The sequence below is a fragment of the Amycolatopsis circi genome, assembly GCF_003385235.1.
Lineage (GTDB): Bacteria > Actinomycetota > Actinomycetes > Mycobacteriales > Pseudonocardiaceae > Amycolatopsis > Amycolatopsis circi.
In genome coordinates this window covers 1-22692 of record NZ_PQIA01000049.1, presented here as the reverse complement: position 1 = coordinate 22692, position 22692 = coordinate 1, and the positions used below count along the sequence as shown (strand labels likewise).

At 68.1% G+C, this 22692-nt stretch carries 13 protein-coding genes and 1 pseudogene; 5 read left to right on the top strand and 9 right to left on the bottom strand.

Annotated elements, in window-relative coordinates:
* Nucleotide 1: 1 nt before the first annotated feature.
* Nucleotides 2-982, bottom strand: a complete 981-nt coding sequence (locus D0D37_RS21645) for a glycosyltransferase (protein ID WP_116202386.1) — start codon at nucleotides 980-982, stop codon at nucleotides 2-4.
* A 103-nt stretch (nucleotides 983-1085) separates the two neighbouring features.
* The gene (locus tag D0D37_RS21640; protein WP_116202385.1) at nucleotides 1086-1925 is read right to left on the bottom strand and encodes a MerR family transcriptional regulator; all 840 of its coding nucleotides are present in this window, start codon (nucleotides 1923-1925) and stop codon (nucleotides 1086-1088) included.
* A gap of 118 nt (nucleotides 1926-2043) precedes the next feature.
* Here D0D37_RS21640 and D0D37_RS21635 point away from each other — a divergent pair, with 118 nt between their 5' ends.
* Entirely contained in the window at nucleotides 2044-2868 is an 825-nt protein-coding gene (locus D0D37_RS21635; RefSeq protein WP_116202384.1) for an alpha/beta fold hydrolase, read from the top strand.
* Nucleotides 2869-2946: 78 nt separating this feature from the next.
* On the opposite strand, the gene D0D37_RS21630 is transcribed toward D0D37_RS21635, so the two are convergent.
* Nucleotides 2947-3774 (bottom strand): MBL fold metallo-hydrolase, encoded by an 828-nt coding sequence (locus tag D0D37_RS21630; protein WP_116202383.1) that lies wholly within the window; start codon nucleotides 3772-3774, stop codon nucleotides 2947-2949.
* Between the two features lie 99 nt (nucleotides 3775-3873).
* On the opposite strand from D0D37_RS21630, the gene D0D37_RS21625 reads away from it, so the two are divergent.
* Nucleotides 3874-4476 (top strand): TetR/AcrR family transcriptional regulator, encoded by a 603-nt coding sequence (locus D0D37_RS21625; protein WP_116202382.1) that lies wholly within the window; start codon nucleotides 3874-3876, stop codon nucleotides 4474-4476.
* 251 nt (nucleotides 4477-4727) lie between these two features.
* Here the strand turns inward: D0D37_RS21625 and D0D37_RS21620 are convergent, their stop codons facing one another.
* The 3 genes from D0D37_RS21620 to D0D37_RS21610 form a co-directional block, all read right to left on the bottom strand.
* The gene (locus tag D0D37_RS21620; RefSeq protein WP_244223615.1) at nucleotides 4728-4994 is read right to left on the bottom strand and encodes a hypothetical protein; all 267 of its coding nucleotides are present in this window, start codon (nucleotides 4992-4994) and stop codon (nucleotides 4728-4730) included.
* Between the two features lie 113 nt (nucleotides 4995-5107).
* The gene (locus D0D37_RS21615) at nucleotides 5108-5890 is read right to left on the bottom strand and encodes a thioesterase II family protein (protein WP_116202380.1); all 783 of its coding nucleotides are present in this window, start codon (nucleotides 5888-5890) and stop codon (nucleotides 5108-5110) included.
* A gap of 50 nt (nucleotides 5891-5940) precedes the next feature.
* Nucleotides 5941-7320 (bottom strand): HNH endonuclease signature motif containing protein, encoded by a 1380-nt coding sequence (locus tag D0D37_RS21610; RefSeq protein WP_116202379.1) that lies wholly within the window; start codon nucleotides 7318-7320, stop codon nucleotides 5941-5943.
* A 288-nt stretch (nucleotides 7321-7608) separates the two neighbouring features.
* On the opposite strand from D0D37_RS21610, the gene D0D37_RS21605 reads away from it, so the two are divergent.
* A complete protein-coding gene (locus tag D0D37_RS21605; RefSeq protein WP_116202378.1) occupies nucleotides 7609-10197 on the top strand; it encodes a helix-turn-helix transcriptional regulator in 2589 nt (862 codons plus the stop codon).
* Between the two features lie 14 nt (nucleotides 10198-10211).
* Nucleotides 10212-10361: a LuxR C-terminal-related transcriptional regulator gene (locus D0D37_RS21600; RefSeq protein ID WP_162834378.1), complete on the top strand. Its 150-nt coding sequence runs from the start codon at nucleotides 10212-10214 to the stop codon at nucleotides 10359-10361.
* Between the two features lie 53 nt (nucleotides 10362-10414).
* Here the strand turns inward: D0D37_RS21600 and D0D37_RS21595 are convergent, their stop codons facing one another.
* The 3 genes from D0D37_RS21595 to D0D37_RS21585 all read right to left on the bottom strand — a co-directional run bounded on the left by D0D37_RS21595 (nucleotide 10415) and on the right by D0D37_RS21585 (nucleotide 13532).
* Complete coding sequence (locus D0D37_RS21595; RefSeq protein ID WP_116202376.1) at nucleotides 10415-11374, bottom strand: NAD-dependent epimerase/dehydratase family protein; 960 nt, start codon at nucleotides 11372-11374, stop codon at nucleotides 10415-10417.
* Nucleotides 11375-11492: 118 nt separating this feature from the next.
* Nucleotides 11493-12785, bottom strand: coding sequence for a nucleotide sugar dehydrogenase (locus D0D37_RS21590; protein ID WP_116202375.1), 1293 nt, complete (start codon nucleotides 12783-12785; stop codon nucleotides 11493-11495).
* A gap of 63 nt (nucleotides 12786-12848) precedes the next feature.
* Complete coding sequence (locus D0D37_RS21585) at nucleotides 12849-13532, bottom strand: PIG-L deacetylase family protein (RefSeq protein ID WP_208720078.1); 684 nt, start codon at nucleotides 13530-13532, stop codon at nucleotides 12849-12851.
* Between the two features lie 248 nt (nucleotides 13533-13780).
* Here D0D37_RS21585 and D0D37_RS21580 point away from each other — a divergent pair.
* A pseudogene (locus tag D0D37_RS21580) lies at nucleotides 13781-22692 on the top strand (SDR family NAD(P)-dependent oxidoreductase); the annotation flags it as partial.

The window sequence follows — 22692 nt, the reverse complement described above, 5'->3', positions numbered from 1 at the left end:
TCTACTTGGCCGTGGCCCACTTAGGCAAGTCCCGGGCAACCTCATCGGGCGACGGCATGCGCGCGATCTCCTCAGCGATCGCCCGAGCCGCGTCGCGGTGTCCGCTGTGCCGGGACAGCAGCGTCCGGACGCCCTCGGCAACATTGTCTGTACTCAGTTCACCGGGAAGAATGCGCAACGCAGCTCCCGCGGCGCTGAGGGCTTCCGCGTTGGCGAACTGATCCGCTCCCTGCGGCAGCATCAGCTGTGGCGCTCCGACCGCGAGCGCGCCGAGCGTCGTACCGCTGCCGCCGTGATGCACGACCGCGTCGACGTACGGCAACAGCTCAGCCTGCGGTACCCAACTCTGGACCGTGACATTCTTCGGCACCGCACCGAGTTGGACGTTCCCAGCGGCGACCACCACATCGACGCCAAGCGCCGTCAGTCCCTCGATAGCCGTCGCGAGCACCTCTGCGGTGCCGAACGCGGTACCGAGCGTCAGGTAGACCAACGGTCGCGACGTCCTCTCGACACGCCACTCGGGCAGCGGCTCGGAATAGGCGACCGGTCGAAGTTCGATCCGCTCGGCCGTCGCGAGGAAGTCCTTGTCCTGCAAGGACGGCGGGCAGATGTCGAGATGCGGTGCGTCCGGGACAGGCCGCTGAAGCCCGATGCCGTCGGGAAACAGGCGGCCGAACCCGTGCCAGAGACTGGGAATCCCGGCCCGCTGCGCCGCGACGGCTGGGCCCGGCTGCCCCCATTCGTGGACGACGAGGTCGGGCCGCAGCCGCGCGAGGTCGGGCTCGAGGTCCTCGGCGTAGATCTCGTAGAACGAGTCCGCTGGCCGAAAGGGGCGCAATCCGTTGCGGTGCAAGGACGCGTGGACGTTCTCCCCGGCAGCGAAATGCACCTCGTGCCCGGCCTCCCGAACGGCGACCGCGAGCGGGATGAGCGGGTAGGTGTGCCCGACCGACGCGAGGCTGGTGAAGAGCACGCGCATTGCTGACCGGTTCCTTTCGAGTTCAGCATAGCGATGTCATGATCAGATGCTCTTAACATCTGAAACGATAGTAGCCTGTTCTCAGCCCACCTGGGCAACTCGGTCAGCGAGCTGTGCCGCCAGGGCCGGTGAGGAAGACCGGCCAGCCGATCTCGGTTCGCCACTGGGTCTCGTCGGCGGTGTCGCGCTGGCCGATCAGGTAGTACTCGCGGATGGGACCGTCGACGGCGAGGGCGTGCCGGGCGACGTGCCCCCCGAGGGCAGAATAGGTGCGGTCGACGTCGGCGGGCGGTCCGTGGTGCGTCATGACCGCAAGTTCGGTGGCGGGAACGGTCTGAGCCGAGACTCGGCCCACGGGACGGAGGGGCTCGGCACACGGCACGAAGACGGTCACCTGCCCGCGCTCGTGAGTGAACAGTTCGTCGGCATAGATCCCGCCGGCGGGACCGGTGCCGGGCAGATGCTGCGCGGCGAGGGTCGCGTGAAGCTCGCCGAGCGCACCTTGAAGCCAAGTCACCGAATCCTCGGCATCGACAGTCTCGACAATCACCGCGGCCGGAACGGCGGGCACGCGACGCAACTCGACATCGGGAGCGCTCGCGGCGGGTTCGGGCGCGAGGAGGTCCCGTAAAGCGCTGACGGTGCGCTGGGTGTGGCTGAGTTCGTCCTCGAGGCGGTTGAGGTGCGTGGTGATCCGGTCGTTGCGGGCTCGCAGGTCGCTGGTGGCCAGCACCGCCCGAATCTCGTCCAGCGGCATGCCCAATTCGCGGAAGCGGCGGATGACCTGGGCGGTAGGCAACTGCGCGTCGGTGTAGCGCCGGTAGCCGGTGTACGGGTCCACGTCGGCCGGTTCGAGCAGCCCGGCCTGGTGGTAGTGGCGCAGCATTTTGACGGTGAGGTGGGTCGCGCGGGAGAAGTCGCCGATCGACAGATACCCGGTCATGGCTGCCATTGTGCAGTCTCCCACCGGGGAGAGTCCGGTCCGGTAATCGGGGTCGACCCTCCCGCGACGGCAGCGGCGAGGCTGGTCCGCAGATCTCAACCGGACCGAAGGAAGCGAAATGCCCCATCTCCGTACCGCGGACGGAACCGAGCTGTTCTACCGGGACTGGGGTTCCGGACGCCCCGTCGTGTTCGTCCACAGCATGCTGATGAGCGGCGACATGTGGCAGCACCAGATGCTGCACCTGTCCGACCACAGATACCGTGCCATCGCCTACGACCGCCGCGGCCACGGCCGGTCCGACGACCCTGGCACCGGGTACGAGTTCGACACTCTCGCTGACGATCTGGCCGCAGTGCTCGACACCCTCGACCTGGCCGACGTCACCCTGGTCGGCCACTCGATGGGCGGCGGCGAGGTCGTGCGTTACCTCAGCAGACACGGCGACGAGCGAGTCGCCCGCATCGCGCTGGTCGGTGCGACGGCACCGAAACTGGACGTCGATCCGGAAGCCGCCACCGCGCTGCTGGACCAGCTTCGGACCCAATACGGCCAATGGGTGACCGAGAACGCCGCGATGTCTTTCGGCGATCAGTTGCCGGGCTGCGCGATACCGCAACTGGAGAAGGATCGTGCCATTCGCGACTGGATGGGTGTGTCGCTCCAAGCCGCGGTGGCCTGCACTGAGGCAAATCTGGCGGCGGATTTCAGGCCGGAAATGCGCGAAATCCGGGTCCCTGCCCTGATCGCGCACGGCGACCATGACGCGTTCGCTCCGTTCGAGACCTGCGGACAACTCTCGGCCGACCTGATCCCCGACAGCGCGCTCGTGGTCTACCGGAACGCGTCGCACATGCTCCATCTCTCGCACCGCCAGCAGCTCAACGCAGACCTGCTGGCCTTCGTCGGAGCGGAGCACCCTCCGGCGAAGGCGGGCCGCTAAGCCTCGAGGGCACCGAGATCCCGCACCACCTGAGCGAGTGCGGGGTTTTGGCTCCTTTGCGCCAAACCAGGTCCCGGCCTAGAGCTTGTGGTCTGAACTCGCTGCCACGGCGGAATTCCCGGTCGCGTGCGCCAGGTTCAGCCATTCCCCGACAGGCAGAATGCGTGCGCGCCGACCGGCATGCAGGCGGAACTCGGCTTCCGGGTCGGAAACCTCGACGTAACCCGCGATCTTGTCCGGCTGCTCGGCCTCGTAGTGCATTGGCACCGCGTACCGGGCGTCGAGGATTTCCGCGGCCGCGACGGCTTGCCGGGGATCCATCGCGGCGGGGAACGGACTCGGCGGCTGGAGGTGCGGCGCGTCGACCACCGCGCCGTTGGCGGGCAGGAACGCCGCGTCGAACGGGCTGAACCGGCGCGCGATGAGCCACCAGCAGCCGTGGAACATCGTGTCGCCGCCGTGGAAAACCCGCTGCCCGTCGGCCTCGACGACCCAGTTCAGCTGCGGGTCGCCCAGTCCGTCGACGGCAGGGACCGCGGTGGCGCGGAACGGCCCGATTTCTCGGGTGGACCAGGGCTCCACGACTTCGGCGGCCAGTCGGTGCAGGACCAGCTCGTGCTCGGCGGGCAGCGTGGTCACGTTGTCGACATCGTCGCCGTGTCCGGGTGCTGGCCGGAGTACTGGCGCTTCTGGGGTGAGCACGTCTGCGAGAGCGGCCGCGTCGGTGTGGTCGCGGTGCAGGTGAGTGACCAGTGCGGCGGTGACTTTCCCGCTCGGCGTCGCCAGTCCTTCGCCGGACTTCCATCCGGTGAACAGCGGTGACAGGTCCCGGACGTAGTCGATCACCAGGCGCTCGCTGCCTGCCTCGATCTCCAGCCCGGCCCAGCCCAGTCGTCGCATCCGCATTTCGTGCTCCTTGGTCGTGGTGGTCGCGGTGGTCGCCGGAAATTTAGCGTACGGACGTACTCTAATCAATAGAGAACGACCGTACGCTATCCTTGGGGCATGTCACCGCGACGCTCAGCGGCCGAAGCGCAGGCCACCAGGGGCCGGATCCTCGACCGCGCGGCCGAGATCGCGTCCGCGGAGGGGCTGGACGGGATTACGATCGGCCGGCTCGCCGAGGAGCTGGAGATGAGCAAGTCCGGGGTGCACAAGCACTTCGGCACGAAAGAGATGCTGCAGATCTCCACGCTGGACAAGGCGTTCGTGGACTTCTGGCATCGGGTGGTGGAGCCCGCGCTGCCCGAACCGCCGGGTCTGCGGCGGCTGCGCGCGGTGTGTGCCAACTCCGTGGACTACCTGGAAGCGCCACTGCTGCCTGGCGGCTGCCTGATGACCGCGGCGCTCACCGAGTACGACGGCCGTCCCGGGCGGGTCCGCGACGCGGTGGCCGAGGTGTGGTCGCGTTGGCGGGAGCAGTTGCGTGCTGATCTGGCTGCGGCGGTGGAGAACGGTGAGTTGCCTGCTGGGTTCGACGTCGACCAGGCGCTGTTCGAGATCATCGCCGCCGGGCTGGCATTGAACGCGGCCATGCAGTTACAGCATGACCGGACGGCCGCAGGGCGGGCGCGTCGTGCGATCGAGCGGGCTTTGGAGCAGTCCTGACGACTGCATTTGGCAGAGCCGTCTCGTTCTCTTCGGGGGCGACCGTGTTCAGACCGTGCCTGGCCGGAGTTTCCTAAGCAGGGACGGGCCGCGGCGGTTAGTGCACGCAGGCGTGGCGTGGCGGGTGGCTGTCGGGCGGAGCGGCGTTGGCCGCGTATCGGGGGTTGGCCTGGCCACATTCGCTAGGGTTGGCCCAGCCTCGGTTTCGTTCGGGCTGGCCCGGTATTTGCGAGGGTTCGAGGCAGTTCCGGTTACGACTCGGTCGCCATGCCCAGCGAGCACAGGGAACCGGCGAGGGCGATCAGGTCGTAGCGGGTGTCTTCCTCGTTCGTCTCCCACAGGGTGGAGAGCGTGGTCGCGGCCTGGTCGACGTCGCCGTTGTGCTGCTTCAGGGCGATCCACATCGCGGCGGCCACCGGCTCGCATTCGATGTGGCGCTTGGTGGTGCGGCAGGTCAGCTCCAGGTGGCCGTTGGCGAGCATGCGCTGGGTGACGCCGGGGGCGGTGGTGATCGCCATCATGATGGCCTCCTGGGTTGAGGGGGTGTTTCCTTGATGTACCTAGTTTCTCGGAACCGGGGAGCGAGGACCATGGGGTGTGCTCCTGAGGCTTCCCTGGGGTTTCCCCACCCTTATCCCCGGTGGATTCCCGGTTGCCATCCGGCCAGGGATGTGGTGATCGTCTTGAGGACGGCGTTGAGCTGGTCGTTCAGATAGAAGTGGCCGCCGGGGAAGATCTCGACCTGGCAGGTTCCGGTGGTGTGGTTGCGCCAGGCAGTGGCCTCGTCCAGGTCGGTTACCGGGTCTGCGTCGCCGACCAGGACCTGGATGGGGCAGCTTGGCTCCAGACCTGGTTGGTGCCGGTAGGTTTCGACGGCGGTGTAGTCGCCGCGGATCGCGGGCAGGACCATGCGCAGCAGTTCGTCGTCGCCCAGTACGCCGGCGTCGGTGCCGCTGAGTTCCTTGAGGGCGGCGATCAGGCCGTCGTCGTCGCGTTGGTGGACGAACTCGATGCGTTGCGCGGACGGGGCTCGGCAGGCGGAGGCGAAGAGGCCTAGCGGCGAGTTGCCCTGAGCCTCCAGGCGGCGGGCCACCTCGTAGCCGACGGTGGCGCCCATGCTGTGGCCGAACAGAGCCACCGGCAGGTCGGGCCAGCCGGCCAGGTCGTCGGCGATCGCGTCGGCGATGGCGGCGACCGTGTCCAGGCAGGGTTCGCTGCGGCGGTCCTGGCGTCCGGGGTATTGGACGGCGACCACCTCGAAGTCCTGCCCCGCCGCGGCTGCGGAGAGCGGGAAGTAGGCGGTCGCCGAACCTCCGGCGTGCGGGAGGCACACCAGACGCGCCCGTGCCCCGTCGGTCGGGTGGAAACGGCGGATCCACCGGCTTGTGCGTGCGTTCGCGGGTGTTTCGTCCACTGCGGTCACAAAACCAGGAGTGTTCGGGGCGGCTCGGCACTGGACAACCCCTAGCTGGCCCGGCGTGGCCGGGGAGGGGTGCTGCTCACGGCCGGGACTGCGGTTCGCAACGGAGCGGGTGGCGGGTTGTGGGCGGTGTTGCGCAGAGGTTTCTGCTCTGGATCGAGGATGGACGGCGGGATCCAGTACACGGCGCCGTCGCGGATGACGATGTGCCAGCCGCTGTGGTGCAGGAGGCGGTGGTGGCGTTCGCAGCAGGACGCGAGGTTGTCCAGGTCCGTCGCGCCGCCGTTGGCCCAGTGGACGACGTGGTGCGGAGTTGTCCACTTTGGACTTCGGTCGCAGCCGGGGAAGGTGCAGCCTCGGTCTCGAATCGCCAGGGCCCGGCGCTGGGCGTTCGTGGCGGTGCGGGCCGAGCGGCCCAAATCGAGGACTTGGCCTTCGGTGCCCAGGACGGCGGGGTAGACCTTGGCGTCGCACAGGATTCGCCGCAGGTGGGAGGCGGGCAGGACGGATTCGTCGTCCGTGAAGACCGCTTTCGCCGTGCTCTGAAGGGTTTCCAGGCTGACCGTCACGGTGGCGACTGCTCGTTCCCCGGCTTTGCTCGGCAGGTCCGGAGCGCGGGCAGCCAGGTCGACGATCGCGGCGATGGCGTCGCCGTGGCGTTCCGCTGGAGTGCGGGGGTCCGGGGTGCCGGGCGCGGACGCGGGGTCCGGTGCGGCCAGGGGGACCAGCAGTTGTTCGATCAACGTGCCGGTCTCGTGGTCTACGTTGCCGGTGAAGCGGAAGCGGCCGGTTCGGGTCCAATGCCAGCGGAACTCTCGCCAAGGGCGCGCGGACGAGTCAGGACCGGAACCGGAGTCGGGACCGGAGCTGGAGTCAGGACCGGAGCCGGGAACCGAGTCAGGATCCAACCCGTGGTCCGAGTCAGGCGACGGGGAATCATCCGCCGAAGAGTCTGCGCCGGGCATCTCGGAAGGATCGTTGTCCCAGTAGATCTTCAGCCGGGTAGCGACGCGGCGAACCGTGCCAGGGTTGGCCTGCACCGCGAGCGTCACCAGAGTGTCCTCGGCGACGGTGTAGTCCTCGGGAGTCAGCCATCTAGGCGCGTCAGCCAGGAACTCGGCGATCACCGCCGCGTGCTGGGCGGTGATTTCGCCAGCGGTCAGGGCTTTCCAAGTCAGCGGCAGGGTGCCGTTGGCCTGGGCGAGTCGGCTGCGGGCCTCGCGCGGCGTCACGTGCAGAATCGTCGCCAGGTAGGCCGCGGTCGAGGAGTAGCCCTCGGGTACGGCACCACGGGATTCCAGCTCTCGGATTGTCTCCAGCTGCGCGGCATAGGCGACGTTCTGTTGTCTTTGGGTGGTCAGGAGTCTGGTGGTCAGGTCCCGGTCTGACAGTTGCCAGGCCGGAAGCGTCGTTGTGGTGGACACCTCTTGATTTTCTCGAACGCACGTTCGATTACGCTATAGCTCGAAGTGGTCAACCCCGACTGCGGAAGCAGGTGCACCAAGATCACTGTCCGGAGCCAAAACGCAGGCCTGGCAGCGGAAAACAGCCCCTCGCAACCAGGCGGCAGCACAACGAGGACAAGGCAACTGCAACGCCACGTAATCGTGATCACCTGATTGAGTGACTTTAGATCGCGGTTGGCTGTGCTTAGGGGGCGGCTGCGACTGTGGCACACGCAGGAAGATGACCGTTGGGTCGAGGAGCTTGCGATGGGCGTGAACTGGGGGCAGAACCGCCGCACCGAGCCGAATGAAGCAGTGTCCCTCCTTGAGGGCCTGCTGATCGAATGCGATGCGGGGGCAGGAGACACGGTATTGGTCGGCGGAGGACCGGCCAGCGGGAAGACTCAGGTACAGAACCAAGTGGTGGCGCGAGCCCGTGAGCTGGGCGTTCTGACGCTCACCGCGGCGGGCGCGGCTGACGAGCGCGACGTTGACGGAGGCGTGCTCGACCAATTGCTGGCAAGCCCGGCGTTGCCGCGTGAAGTGGTGGCCGCGGCGGACGGCGAGGATCGGATCGCCGCGTTGTGCAGTGCGTTGCACCGGCTGGCGCGGGAGCGGTCGCTGCTGATCGCGGTCGACGATTTGCAGCACGTGGACGAGACCTCGGCGCGGTTGTTGCTGCGGTTGCAGCGGCGGGCGCGGTCGGCCGCGATGTTGCTGGTGCTGACGCAGCCGGACGGCTGGTATTCGGGCGAGGGCGTCGAATTCGCCGCGCAGCCGCACCGCTACGTGCATCTCACGCCGTTCACGGTGGAGGCGATCGCGCAGTTGGTCGCGGACCACGGCGAGGCCGAGCGGATCCACGGGCTCAGCGCGGGGAATCCGTTGCTGGTCAGTGCGTTGGTCGACGCGGGTCGCAGCTCGGTGGACGACGGCGCAGCGTATTCCGAGGCAGTGCAACGGCTTTTGCGTCGCTACGGTTCACCGCTGCGCGAAGTGGCGACGGCGATCGCGGTGCTGGACACCGACGTGACGACAGACGCGGTAGCGACAGTCGCGGGCGTTGACCCGGTCGAGGCGGAGGCCTCGGCGGGGCTGCTTGTGGAGACTGGGCTGGTCGACGGCGTGCGGTTCCGGCAGCAGCCGGCCGCGGCGGCGGTCGTCGGCGGCTTGCGCGGGTCCGAGAAGGTGCGGTTGCACATCCGGGCTGCTGAGGTGAAGCACGCACGCGGGTTGTCGGCACCGGAGGTCGCGCGGCATCTCGTGGCGGCGGGCGAAGCTCAGGCGGAGTGGGCGTTGCCGGTGCTGGTCGCGGCGGCGGAGCAGGTGATGCTCGGCGACGACGTCGACTTCGCCACCCGCTGTCTGCAGCTGGCGGCATCGACGACCACCGCGTCCTGGGAGCAGCAGATGATTTCGCAGCTGCTTGCCAAGATCACCTGGCGGGTCAACCCGGCAGCGGCCGCACCGCATCTCGCGGCGTTGCGGGAAGCCGGTTCGCTCGACCAATCCGACCGGATCGCGCTGGTGCGTCAGTCATTGTGGTTCGGTGACCGGGAAACGTTCGAGTCCGCGCTGGTCCGGCTGGGCGACGACCTCGAACCGCTACACCCGCGTACGGCAGCGGAGCTGACCCTCGCCGCGCACTGGCATTACGGCACCGCGCCGGAGTTGACGGTCGATGCGTCGGATCCGTGGATGCGCACGGCAACCACGCTTGCGTCGGTGTGGCACGCCGGCGGCAGCGAAGAGACTTCGGTGTGCGCGGAGCGGATTCTGCAGAACTGCCGACTGTCGGACACTTCGCTGGAAGCGTTGGCCACAGCCATTCTCGCGCTCGCGTACGACGGCAAGGCGGAGCGCGCGGAAGGCTGGTGCAGTTCGCTGGCCGAGGAGGCCGAGTATCGCGGCGCGGTGACGTGGAAGGCGATGCTCGACGCTCTCGGCGCGAGCCTGCTGCTGCGTCGCGGTGAACCGGCCGAAGCGGCGGAGGCGGCGAGCCGTGCGCTTGCGCTGCTTGACGAACCGAACTGGGGCGTCGCGATCACGTACCCGCTGGCGACAATGCTGACCGCGTACACCGCCGCAGGCGCGTTCAAGGCCGCAGCAGCGGTGTTGCGACACGCTCTCCCCGAAACCGTGTACACGACACTCGGCGGCGTACGGTTCCTCAGGGCGCGCGGGCAGTTCCACCTGGCGACGAATCGCGGGCTCTCGGCGGTGAGCGATTTCCAGCAGTGCCAACGGATTCTCCGCGACCGCAATCTCGACCTGCCTGCGGTGGCACCGTGGCGGACCGACCTCGCCGAGGCGAACCTGCGGCTGCGCAACCCGACCCTGGCGGTCGAGCTGGCGAAACAGCAGCTGGCGGACACGACGGACGCGTTCTCGCAGGCAGTGGCGTTGCGGGTGCTGGCGTTCGCCGGGGACACCGGTGCGCGGTCCGGTCTGCTGAACCGGGCCGCGGAGGCGTTCAAGGAATCCGGCGATCGGCTCGAGCTGGCCCGCACGGTCCGCGCGATCAACCAGCTCGGCCAGCGCGCGGAACGCTCAGCGGGGCTGGTGAAACCGGTGCAGGTGCCGCGGCAGCCGATGCGTCCGCTCACGCCTCGTCCGACCGCATCGAGACCGGAACCGCCGCGCGCGGACCCGGAGGGAGCGGTGGCGACGGCGCTCAGCGACGCCGAGCTGCGCGTCGCGGAACTAGCGGCGCACGGGCGGACCAACCGACAAATCGCCGAAACGTTGTACATCACGGTGTCCACTGTGGAGCAACATCTGACGAGGGTGTACCGGAAACTCGGCGTGGCCGGACGTAGTGCGCTGGCGGGCGAGCTGGCCGGTGCCGGACAGTGATCGGGAACAACGACGTGAGCGTGTTGACCGACGTAGAGCTGCGAGTCGCCGAACTCGCCGCACAGGGCACGCCGGTGGCGGTGATCGCGGAGGTACTGGGAGTGTCCGCGAACACCGCCGCCAGCCACCTGACGACCGTCTACGTCAAGCTCCGAAACGCGTGAAGGGCCTCTCGCGCGACATCCGCAAGAGGCCCTTCACCGGAACCGGCACCAGGTCAGGAACGGCGGTCGGCGACCACCGCTTCGATGATGTCGTCGAGGCTGCGCGTCGGCACGAAGCCGATCTGGTTGTACGCGCGGGTGCAGTCGGGAATGCGACGCTGCATGTCCTCGTACCCGTCGCCGTACGCCTCCTCGTACGGCACCTTCGTGATGGTGCTGCTCGAACCGGTCGCGCCGATCACGCGCTCGGCCAGTTGCGAGATGGTGGTCTGCTCGTTGCTGCCGAGGTTGAACACCTTGCCGTACGCGGATTCGTCGGCGAGCAGGTCCGCCAGCGCGGGCACGACGTCGTGCACGTGGCAGAAGCAGCGGGTCTGCTGTCCGTCGCCGAACACCGTGATCGGCTCGCCGGCCAGCGCCTGCGTGACGAAGCGCGGGATGACCATGCCGTAGCGTCCGGTCTGGCGAGGGCCGACGGTGTTGAACGGTCGCACGATCACCGTGCGCAGGCCGTGCTCCACCGCGTACAGGTGGGCGAACGTCTCGTCCAGCGCCTTCGCCTCGGCGTAGGACCAGCGGTTCTTCAGCGGCGACCCGATGATCCGGTCGTCGTCCTCTCGCAGGCCGTCGGCGGTGTTCTTGCCGTAGATCTCGCTCGTGGACGCGACAAGGATCGGCACGTCGTGCCGCAGCGCCGCGTCGAGCATGTTCTCCGTGCCGTGCAGGTTGGTGCGCAGGCTGTCCATCGTCTTGTCGAGGATGGTGAAGACGCCCACCGCGGCCGCGAGGTGGAACACCGCGTCGATGCCCACCATGCACGATTCGACGGCGTTCGGGTCGGTGATCGAGCCGCGCACGAAGCGGAAGCCGGGGTGCCCGGCGAATCCGGTGAGGTTGTCCAGCGTGCCGGTGCTGAGGTTGTCCAGTGCGACGACCTCGTCGCCGCGGGCCAGCAGGTGCTCGGTGAGGTGGGAGCCGATGAACCCGGCGCCTCCGGTGATCAGGTAACGCACTGTGTTTTCCTCTCAGTGTCATTGGAGGCTCCGCCATGCGGAGCCCCGAAAAGAATCAGTGTCATGTGGGGCTGCGCCCCAGGCCGGGGGCTCCGCCACCCGGAACCCCCGAAAAGAATCAGTTAGCGAAGAGCGCGCGGTCGAAGCGGTAAGTGGCGTCGATGACGGTCGGGCAGTCGGCGAGCCATTCGTAGTCATGGCCCGGCTGGACGGTGTGGATGAGCGCGACGTCCCAGTCCTGGCCTTCCGGCTCCGGGACGGTGTCGAGCGAACCGCCGGTGACGCGCACGTTCGGGACCAGCGGGTCGTAGTAGCCGACCTTCGCGCCCTTCGCGGCGAGAAGGTCGAGGATGTCGAGCGCGGACGACGAACGCACGTCCTGCACACCGGGCTTGTACGTCACGCCGACCACCAGCACGCGCGTACCCGCCATGCCCTTGCCTTCGCGGGACAGTGTGTTCAGTACGCGGTCGACAACCTGCTTCGGCCGCTCCGCGATGGCGTGCATCGCCTGGGTCACCAGTGGCGCGTTGCTCTGCGTCGCGCGCAGTTGCCACAGCAGGTAGTGCGGGTCGCAGGGGATGCAGTGGCCGCCGACACCGGGACCGGGGTGGAAGGCCATGAAGCCGTACGGTTTGCTGGCCGCCGCGTCGATGACCTCGATCGGGTCGATCGCGAAGCCGTCGCTGATCTCGGCGAACTCGTTGGCCAGCGCGATGTTCACCGCGCGGAACGTGTTCTCGTACAGCTTGGTCATCTCGGCCGCTTCCGGCGAGCTGACGCAGTGCACGCTCGGGGTCAGCACGTTGATCACGCGCTGCGCCATCGCGGTGCATACCGGGGTCACGCCGCCCAAAACGCGCGGCGTCTCGGACTGGGTGTGCGTGACGTTGCCGGGGTCGATCCGCTCCGGGCTGGACGCCACGAACAGGTCACGGCCGATGGTGAATCCCTTGGCCACCAGCGGTTTCACCAACAGCCGGTTCGAGGTGCCGACGTAGCTGGTCGAGGTGAGGATGAACGTCTGGCCGCGCCGGGCGTTCGCGACCAGCGCCGCGCACGCCGCCTCCAGCGGGCCGAGGTCCGGCATCAGGTACTCGTCGAGCCCGGTCGGCACGCACACCAGCACCGCGTCCGCCTCGGCCATCCGCGCCGAGTCCGCGGTGAGCTGGAAGTCCTCCTGGTGCACGGCTTTCTCGAGCCGGCGGTGGTCGGCTTCGATGAGGTCGACCTCGCCGGAGCGGATCGCGTCGAGCCGGTTCTGCGAAAGATCGATGCCGATCACGCCGACGCCGCCGGCGTGCAGTCCGAGGGCGGTCGGCAGGCCGACGTAGCCCATCCCGATCACCGCGACCGACGTCAGTTCGTTCCGTTCGGCGATGGTCTCGAATTCAGCGACAGTACTGGTCATTCCTGGTCACCCGTTTCTGGATGGGCTGGGAAAAGCGAGTAGAAAAAGCGGAGAAAAACGCGGTCATCGGACCGAACGGACGATTTCGACGGCCTCGGCGAGGCCGGCGCTGACCTGCGAGCCGCGGTATTCGGCCAAGGCGCGGACGCCGCGTTCGCTGCGCGGACTCGGCCACGGCTCGAGTTCCTTGCCGTAGGCGCGCAGCGCTTCGATTTTGCGTTCGAGGTGGCTCTCGTCGAGAATCTGCCAGCAGTTCGGCCGGAACGTGACCGGCAGCCCGGAGGCCTCTCCGACGTCGGTGGCGGAGCGGATCTCGAAGGTGCGAACCTCGCGCACCGGGCCCTTGCCCGGCCGTCCGGCGACCCGCGCGGCGCGGCTGACCAGCGCGTGGTCGGTGCTCAGGTCGCACATGCTCGTGGCGAAAATGGTGTCCGGCTCGAATTCGCGGACCTCGCGCTCGACGACCTGGTTCAGTTCGAGGTGGCTGACCGTGTCGAGCCGGTTGTCGCCGAATTCGTGGACTCGCACGCGCTCGATGCCGAGCGTTTTCGCGGCCAGTTCGATCGCGTCGGTGCGATTGGTGACCTCGGTGCCGGCGGCCGAACGCGAACCGTCGTCGTTGGTGAGAATGCAAAGCGAAACGGTGACGCCCTCGTCGGCGAGCCGGGCGATAGTCCCGCCCGCGCCGAGCGTTTCGTCGTCGCCGTGGGCTCCCACCACCAGCAGCCTGCGTGTCAACGTGTGCATACGATTCCCCAGTCCTTGTCCGGGCGGTGAAACCCCCAGCGAAAACGAGCCGTGCGAAATGGCTTGGAACGCCAGCAAAATCTGACATCCGGCAGTGCTTGCGACAACCCCTAAAGACTGTCTAAAGCGGACCTTGGCCGGCCGGGCGGACCGGTGCGGCAGGGGCTGTTAGGGGTGGGTCCGCGCGCGGACGCACTCGTATCGTCACGGCGTCGGGCGAGCAGGCGACGCGGAAGGAACGTGGGCACGTGGGCAACTCCGAAGAGAAGCTGGTCGGTGCGCTCCGGGCTTCGGTGAAGGAAACCGAGCGGTTGCGGGAGAAGAACCGCAAGCTCACCGAAGCCGCACGGGAGCCGATCGCGATCGTCGGGATGGCCTGCCGGCTTCCCGGCGGCGCGGGCACCCCGGAAACGTTGTGGGAATTATTGTCCGGCGGTGTCGACGCGATCGGCGAATTCCCGTCGAACCGCGGCTGGGATCTGGAACGGCTTTACGACCCGACCGGCGAACGGCCGGGTTCAAGCTATGTGCGCGAAGGCGGGTTCCTGCACGACGCGCTCGATTTCGACGCCGACCTGTTCGGCATCAGCCCGCGCGAGGCGCTGCTGATGGATCCGCAACAGCGGCTGCTGCTCGAAACGTCCTGGGAGGCGTTCGAGCGCGCCGGGATCGCGCCGCATTCGGTGAAGGGCAGCCCGACGGGCGTTTTCGCGGGCACGATGTATCACAACTATCAGGGCAGCTACGGCTCTTCCGGCGTCATTTCCGGCCGCCTCGCTTACACTTTCGGGCTCGAAGGACCCGCGGTGACCATCGACACCGCGTGCTCGTCCTCGCTCGTCGCGTTGCACTTGGCGGTGCAGGCCCTGCGCAACGGCGAGTGCACGCTCGCGCTCGCCGGCGGTGTCTCGGTGATGTCGACGCCGCGTACGTTTGTCGAGTTCTCCCTCGACGGCACCCTCGCACGCAGCGCCCGTTGCCGTACTTTCGCCGACTCGGCGGACGGTACTGGCTGGTCTGAGGGTTGCGGCATGCTGCTCGTGGAGCGGTTGTCCGACGCGCGGCGCAACGGGCATCCGGTGCTGGCGCTCGTCCGCGGCACCGCGATCAACCAGGACGGCGCGTCCAACGGCATGACCGCGCCGAACGGGCCCGCGCAGCAGCGCGTGATCCGGCAGGCGCTGGCGAACGCGCGGCTGCGGCCGGACGAGATCGACGTCGTCGAGGCACACGGCACCGCGACCAAGCTGGGCGACCCGATCGAGGCGCAGGCACTGCTCGCGACGTATGGCCAGGAGCGCGAAGAGCCGCTGTGGCTCGGGTCGATCAAGTCGAATGTCGGACACACACAGGCCGCGTCCGGTGTCGCTGGTGTGTTGAAGATTGTGCTGGCGTTGAACAACGACCTGTTGCCGAAGACGCTGCATGTCGACAAACCGACCCGGCACGTGGACTGGGCGGCGGGCAAGGTCGAGCTGCTGACCGAGGCGCGGCCGTGGGAGCGCGGGGAACAGCCGCGACGCGGTGCGGTGTCGTGCTTCGGGCTGAGCGGGACCAATGCGCACATCATCATCGAGGAAGCACCCGCCCCGGAAGCTGCGGAGAACCCGCGCGACAAGGCGGCGGTTCCGGTGGTCGTTTCCGGCCGGACTCCGCAGGCGTTGCGGGCGCAGGCGGCACGGCTGGCCGAACACCTTGCGGCACAGCCGGAACTGGAACTGCTCGACGTTGCCGCCACCTTGGGCGCGTCGCGGACGCATCTGGACCATCGGGCCGCGGTGATCGGAAAGTCCACTGAGGACGTTCTGCCCGCATTGAACGCGCTAGCGAATGGTGAGCTGGGCGCGGTGAGCGGTCTGGCCCGCGGCGAGGCGTCGTTGGCGTTCCTGTTCTCCGGACAGGGATCTCAGCGAGTCGGGATGGGGCGTCAGCTGGAGGTCTTCCCGGTCTTCGCCGAGGCTTACGCGGCGGCGTGCGCGGAACTGGACCGGCATCTCGACCGGCCGATCCGCGAGATCATCGACGGCGACGCAGACGTGTTGGCGCAGACCGCGAACACCCAGGCCGCGCTGTTCGCGTTCGAGGTTGCGCTGTTCCGGTTGGTTGAGTCGTGGGGGCTGACCCCGGCTGCGTTGTGTGGCCACTCCATCGGCGAGCTTGCCGCTGCGCACTGCGCGGGCGTGTTCTCGTTGGCTGACGCGGCAAAGCTGGTCGCCGCTCGTGGGCGGTTGATGCAGGCGCTGCCGAAGGGCGGCGCGATGGTGGCCGTCGAAGGAACTCCGGACGAGGTCGCGGAGCACGATCCACAAGGGACAGTCGATGTCGCTGCGGTGAATGGGCCGCGCTCTGTGGTGCTGTCCGGTGCGGAAGACGCCGTGGTAGCGGTAGCCGCGAAGTTCAGCGACGTCGGACGCCGGACGACGCGGATCAAGGTCTCGCACGCGTTCCACTCGCGCCTGATGGAGCCGATGCTTGCCGAATTCCGTGCGGTCGCGCAGAGCATCGCTTACGCGCAGCCGACAATTTCAATGATCTCCAGTGTCACGGGTGAAGAGGTCTACGCCGAGCTGACCGACGCCGAGTACTGGGTGCGCAACGTCCGCGAGCCAGTTCGGTTCGCTGATGCTGTTCGCGCGCTCGCTGCCGACGGGGTCAACCGATTCCTCGAGTTGGGCCCAGACGCGCCGCTGACCGCGGTGGTTCCGCAGTCCGCCGGTGACGCCGTTGCGGTGCCAGGCCAGCGTCGTGACGTCCCTGAGGACGTGGCGTTGCTGACCGCGCTGGCGACCCTGCACGTCCGCGGCGTGGTCCCGAATTGGGCCGCGCACTTCGCCTCGCGGGGTGCGAGTCGCGCAGCCTTGCCGACGTACGGGTTCCAGCACCAGCGTTACTGGCTGGAGGTTTCGTCCGAATCCGGGGATGTCTCGTCGATGGGCCTCGACCCGGTCGACCACCCGCTGCTCGGCGCGGCGACGTTGCTCGCCGACTCGGACGGCGTGGTGCTGTCCGGTCGCGTGTCCACGGCGACGCATCCGTGGCTGGCTGACCATGCCGTGGGCGGCTCGATCCTGTTGCCCGGCACCGCGTTTGTGGAGCTCGCCGTGCGCGCTGGGGACGAGGTCGGCTGCGGTCGCGTCCGGGAGTTGACCCTGCACGCGCCGCTCGTGCTGCCCGCGAAGGGTGCCGCGCGGATCCAGGTCCGCATCGGAACTCCGGCCGCGGACGGGTCCCGGCCGATCAGTGTCCACTCGCGACCGGACGATCTCGCCACCGCGGTCGGTTGGACCCGGCACGCGGACGGCACGCTCGCGCCCGCCGCTTCTGGAACGAACTTCGACCTCAGCGAATGGCCGCCGTCCGGCGCGGAGACGGTCGACGTGGAGGGAATGTACGACCTGCTGGCCGAGCACGGAATGGCTTACGGGCCGGTGTTCCAGGGCCTGCAGGCGGCGTGGCAGCGCGGCGAGGACGTGTTCGCCGAGATCGCGCTGCCTGAGCAGGAACGGATCGGAGCCGAGGCATTCGGCCTCCACCCGGCGGTGTTCGACGCGACCCTCCACGCCGTGGGGCTCAGCGCGGCGGCCGGAGAAGGGACGACGCTGCCGTACGCCTGGTCCGAAGTGGAGCTTTTCGCTACCGGTGCGTCCTCGCTGCGTGTCCACGTGCGACCGACCGGCGAGCAGGCGGTCGAACTGCGTCTTGCCGACAGTGCCGGGGCGCCGGTCGCGCGGGTCGGGACGCTGAAGTTGCGGCAGATCAGCGAGGAACAGCTCGCGGCGGCAGCTCCGGCTGGTTCGGACGAATTGTACGAAGTGGACTGGGTTCCGACAACGCTGCCCGACGCGCAAGCGGCCTACGAGGTCTACTCGGCTAAAGCCGGGAATGACGCCGCGAAGGCAAAGAAGGCCGTCCACAGTGCACTGTCCAAACTGCAATCGGACAGCAAAGAGAAGCTTCTGGTGGTCACCGGTAACGACCTCGCTGGAGCTGCGGTGGCGGGTCTCATCCGGTCCGCACAGGTGGAGAACCCCGGCCGGATCGTGCTCGTCGAAGGCGACGCGACCGCCGAGCAGCTCGCGGCCATCGCGGCGGCGGACGAATCGGCGGTGCGGGTTTCCGGTGCTGAGGTGCGCGTGCCGAGGCTCGTCCGGGCGACGCCGGAGCTGGGGGAGCCGGTCGACTGGTCGGCTGGAACCGTGCTGCTCACCGGCGGTACCGGGGCGCTCGGCCGGATCGTCGCCACGCACCTCGCGAAACAGGGCGCAAAGCGGTTGCTGCTGGTCAGCCGTCGTGGCGACCAGGCACCCGGAACTGCGGAACTTGTCGCTGAGCTGACCGAACTCGGCGCGGAGACCACCGTCGCCGCGTGTGACCTCACCGATCGCAAGGCCGTGGCCCGGCTGCTGAAGAAGCACCCGGTCGCCGCGGTGGTGCACGCTGCCGGGGTCTTGGACGACGGCGTGCTTCCGTCGATGACTCCGGAGCGGATCGACGGCGTCTTCAACCCGAAGGCGCTCGCTGCCTGGCACCTGCATGAACTGGCTGGCGACGTCTCGGCGTTCGTCACCTTCTCGTCGGCCGCCGGCGTGCTCGGCGCTCCTGGCCAGGCGAACTACGCCGCGGCAAACGCGTTCCTCGACGCTCTCGCCGCGCACCGCCGCGCCGAAGGCAAACCAGCGCACTCACTCGCGTGGGGCATGTGGGAATCGGCGGCCGGGATGGCTGGCGAAACGAACGGCAAACGCGGGCTCGGCGCGTTCAGCGCGGCCGAGGGGCTGGCGCTGTTCGACACCGCGGTCAGCTCGTCCGGAACAGTCTTCGTGCCGGTGAAGCTCGACCTGCCCGCGTGGCGCGAAGCTGGTGCCGTGCCGGACCTGCTGCGCGGCCTGGTCCCGGCGGCTCGGCGTACTGTCGCTGACCGTGAGGCCGGGACGGACTCGTTGCTCGGCAAGCTGGTCCGCCTTCCCGCCGACAAACGCCTCGATCACCTGCGTGACCTGGTCATCGAGCACGCGGCGGCGGTGCTGGGGCACGCCTCGACGGACGTCATCGACGCCGACCGGGCGTTCAAGGACCTCGGCTTCGACTCGCTGACCGCGGTCGAGCTGCGCAACACGCTCAACGAGGCCACCGGCCTCAGCCTCACCGCGACCCTCGTCTTCGACCACCCGACCGCCGGCGACTTGGCCGCGCATCTGCACGACGAGTTGCTCGGCGACCTGGACGCGGACACGGCCGGGCCGGAGACCACCGTCGTGGGCAGCGACGAGCCGATCGCGATCGTGGGCATGGCCTGCCGCTTCCCCGGCGGCGTGACCACGCCAGACGAGCTGTGGCAGCTGGTCGCCGCCGGGCAGGACGGGACCAGCGACTTCCCGACCGACCGGGCCTGGGACATGGACCACTGGCTCGAGCAGGTCGCGCCGGAAGGCGGCACTCCGCGGGGCGGGTTCGTGCCGGACGCCACCGACTTCGACGCGGCGTTCTTCGGCATCAGCCCCAACGAAGCCGTGATGATGGACCCGCAGCAGCGGATGCTGCTGGAGTCGTCGTGGGTCGCGCTGGAGAACGCGGGCGTGGACCCGTTGGCGCTCAAGGGAAGCATGACCGGGGTGTTCGTCGGCGTGATGCAGTCCGATTACGACCCGGGCGACGCGCTCGAACAGGGCGGCGGGGCTTATCGCGGGTCTGGTGCGTTGAGCAGCGTGGTCTCCGGACGGGTTGCGTACGCGTTCGGCCTCGAAGGACCTGCGGTATCGGTGGACACGGCGTGCTCGTCGTCGCTGGTGGCCTTGCACCAGGCGACCCAGGCTTTGCGCGGCGGTGACTGCTCGCTCGCGTTGGTTGCGGGTGTCTCGGCACTCGTCTCGCCTGCACCGTTTGCGCAGTTCGTTGACGGAGCTGTTGCTCGCGACGGCCGGTGCAAGCCTTACTCGGCGGCGGCTGACGGGTTTGGCTGGGGCGAGGGCGTCGGCGTGCTCGTGATCGAGCGGTTGTCCGACGCGCAGCGCAACGGGCATGACGTGCTCGCTGTGGTGAAGTCCAGCGCGGTCAATGCGGATGGTGCTTCCAACGGCCTTAACGCGCCGAGTGCTCCGGCGCAGGAAAAGTTGATCCGGCGGGCCTTGTCGGCGGCTGGTCTGTCTTCGTCCGATGTGGACGCTGTCGAAGGGCACGGCGCGAGTACTCCGCTGGGCGACCGGATTGAGACCGCTGCGTTGCTTGCCACCTATGGGCGGGAGCGCTCCGCGGACCGTCCACTGTGGCTTGGTTCGGTAAAGTCGAACATCGGGCACACTCAGGCAGCCGCGGGTGTCGCCGGCGTAATCAAGATGGTGCAGGCGATGCGGCACGGAGTGTTGCCATCGACGTTGCACGTCACTGAGCCTACGCACGACGTCGACTGGGCGGCCGGAACTGTACGGTTGCTGGACGAGTCTCGCGACTGGCCGGAAGTGGATCGGCCGCGACGCGCTGCGGTGTCGGCGTTCGGGTACAGCGGGACCAATGCGCACGTGATTCTGGAGCAGGCTCCGGACGTGGTGGCGGACGCGGCTGAGACGGTTGATTCCGGCGGGGTATTGCCGCCGCTCGTGTTCTCCGCCCGGACTGCGGCGGCGCTTCCGGATCAGGCTCGGGCGTTGCTGACGCACCTGGAGGCGTACCCGACGTTGGATGTCGTGTACTCGCAGGCGAACCGTCAGCCGTTGTTCTCGCATCGGGCCGCGGTGGTCGGTTCGGACGCGGCTGAACTTCGCGCCGCGCTGGAAGCTTTGTCCACTTCGGACTCGGTGGTGACGGGACGTGCTCGCTCTGGCGGGCGGACCGCGTATCTCGTGCCGGGCCAGGGCAGTCAGCGGGCTGGGATGGGGGCGGAATTGTCCGCTGCGTTCCCGGTGTTCGCGCACGAGCTGGAGCGGGTTGCTTCGAAGTTCGATCAGCATCTCGGACGGTCTTTGCACCCGGTGATGTTCGCCGAGGCTGGCTCGGTGGACGCGCAGTTGCTGGACCGGACTCAGTTCAGCCAGGCCGCGGTGTTCTCCTTCTCGGTGGCGTTGTATCGGCTGCTGGAATCGTGGGGGCAGCGGCCGGACGTGCTCGTGGGGCATTCGGTCGGCGAGATCGCGGCCGCGCATCTGGCCGGGGTGTTCTCTTTGGACGATGCGGTGAAGCTGGTTGCGCACCGGGGCCAGCTGATGGCGGAGACTCGGGCTGGTGCGGTGGTCGCGGTCGAGGCCAGTGCGGACGAGGTGTGGCCATTGCTGGGCGACGACGTTGCCCTGGCTGCGGTTAACGGGCGGCGATCGGTCGTGGTGTCTGGTGTGGACAGTGATGTCCAGGCGATCGTCGATCACTTCGAGAAGCTTGGCCGACGTACTAATCGGCTGGCGATCGACTGTGCGGTGCATTCGCCGTTGCTGGACGAGATTCTCGAAGAGCTGGAAGAGATCGCGCAGGAGTTGACCTTTGCGACGCCGACAGTGCCGGTCATCTCGACGGTCACTGGTGCCGAGGTGACGGACGAGTTGTCCGATCCGGCGCATTGGGTGGCTAACTGCCGTAACACGGTTCGGTTCGCGGACGCGGTGAAGGCTTCCGGGGCCACTCGCTTTGTCGAGTTGAGTACGAATGGGGTGCTCACCGCGGCCGCGGAGGCGGTCGTTGCGGACGCGGAGTTCGTTCCGGTGCTTCGGCGTAATCGGGGCGAGGTTGCTTCTACGCTGCTGGCGGCTGGGCAGTTGCACGTTCTGGGCGCGGGTCTGGAGGTTCGGCGGATGTTCGCCGGACGGTCCGCGGATAGCGTTCCGTTGCCGCCGTATGCGTTCCATCGGACGCGGTACTGGCCGTCGGTGGACATGGAGGCGCGGCGGGCGACTGGGACTGGGCTTGGGACGTTGTTCGGGCCTGCGTTGACTGTCGCTGGATCGTCCACTGTGGTGTTGAGCGGCACGTTGCCTGCTGATGAAGCGTTCCCGGTGGCGGGGTTTGCGGAGCTGGCGGTTCGGGCCGGCGACGAGGTCGGGTGCGGACGCGTGGTGCGGTTGACTGTTGAGTCGCCTTTGGCTTCTGAGCAGGTGCAGGTCGTGGTGGGCGAGTCGGATGATGCTGGGCAGCGTCCGGTGACTGTCCACTCACGACATGACGGTGCGTGGACGCGGCATGCCGAGGGTGTGCTGGCGGCGGATGGCGGTGGTGAGCCGGCGGGGATTGGCCAGTGGCCGCCTGCTGGGGCGGAATCGGTGGCTGCTGGGCGGCTTGATGCTGCTTGGACTGTCGACGGGGTGGTGGTCGGGGAGATTGAAGTCGCTCCGGACGAGCGGTTTGGGTTGTCTCCGGTGGTGCTTGATGCCGCGCTGTCCGTTGTGGGCGGGGATCCGGTGGAGTGGCGGGACTTCCGGTTGTTCGCTACCGGGGCGGCGAAGCTTCGGGTCCGGTTGACTCCGGTTGGGGATGATCGGGTGGCGGTGTTGTTCGCTGATCGGTCTGGGCGGCCGGTTGCTGCGGCTGAGTCAGTGACGCTGCGGGAGCTGGTGGCTCCGGAGGCTGCCTCGGTGGAGCAGGCTGTGGTGAAGAAGCGGCGGGCTGTGGCTGACGATGTCTCGGAGCTGGAGCTTACTGAGAAGGGGTTGCGGGCGTTTGTTTTGGAGCAGGTTGCCGGGCTGCTTGGGTATGCCGATCCTGCGGAGCTGGACGAGGACGCGCACTTCTTGGAGATCGGGTTCGATTCGCTGACTGCGGTTGAGTTGCGGAATCGGATCGTCGGGGTGGCCGGGGTTTCGTTGCCTGCGTCGATTGCGTTCGATCATCGGACGCCGGCTGGGTTGGCGAAGCATTTGCTCAGCGTGTTGACGGGGCCTGCGGTTGAGGTTGGCGGGGATCCGGTTACGGAGATGTTCTTTGCGGCTGTCCGGGGCGGGCAGGTGGAGAACGGTCTCGCGCTGCTGGGGGCGGCGGCTCGGTTGCGGCCTGTTTTCCATAGTGTGGCTGAGCTTTCGGAGGAGCCGCGGCCGGTGGAGTTGGCCGATGGGCCTGCTGGGGTGAGGTTGCTGGCGGTGCCTACTCCGGCTGGGATGGGTGGGGCTTATCAGTATGCGAAGCTCGCGGCTCGGTTCCGGGGGGTGCGGGGGGTTGCTGCGTTGCCTACGCCGGGGTTTGTGGC

What these genes read in the sequence shown, in the direction of transcription:
- D0D37_RS21645 (WP_116202386.1), bottom strand. Translation starts at nt 982, where the DNA reads ATGCGCGTGCTCTTCACCAGCCTCGCGTCGGTCGGGCACACCTACCCG.
- D0D37_RS21640 (WP_116202385.1), bottom strand. Translation starts at nt 1,925, where the DNA reads ATGACCGGGTATCTGTCGATCGGCGACTTCTCCCGCGCGACCCACCTC.
- D0D37_RS21635 (WP_116202384.1), top strand. Translation starts at nt 2,044, where the DNA reads ATGCCCCATCTCCGTACCGCGGACGGAACCGAGCTGTTCTACCGGGAC.
- D0D37_RS21630 (WP_116202383.1), bottom strand. Translation starts at nt 3,774, where the DNA reads ATGCGGATGCGACGACTGGGCTGGGCCGGGCTGGAGATCGAGGCAGGC.
- D0D37_RS21625 (WP_116202382.1), top strand. Translation starts at nt 3,874, where the DNA reads ATGTCACCGCGACGCTCAGCGGCCGAAGCGCAGGCCACCAGGGGCCGG.
- D0D37_RS21620 (WP_244223615.1), bottom strand. Translation starts at nt 4,994, where the DNA reads ATGGCGATCACCACCGCCCCCGGCGTCACCCAGCGCATGCTCGCCAAC.
- D0D37_RS21605 (WP_116202378.1), top strand. Translation starts at nt 7,609, where the DNA reads ATGGGCGTGAACTGGGGGCAGAACCGCCGCACCGAGCCGAATGAAGCA.
- D0D37_RS21590 (WP_116202375.1), bottom strand. Translation starts at nt 12,785, where the DNA reads ATGACCAGTACTGTCGCTGAATTCGAGACCATCGCCGAACGGAACGAA.
- D0D37_RS21585 (WP_208720078.1), bottom strand. Translation starts at nt 13,532, where the DNA reads ATGCACACGTTGACACGCAGGCTGCTGGTGGTGGGAGCCCACGGCGAC.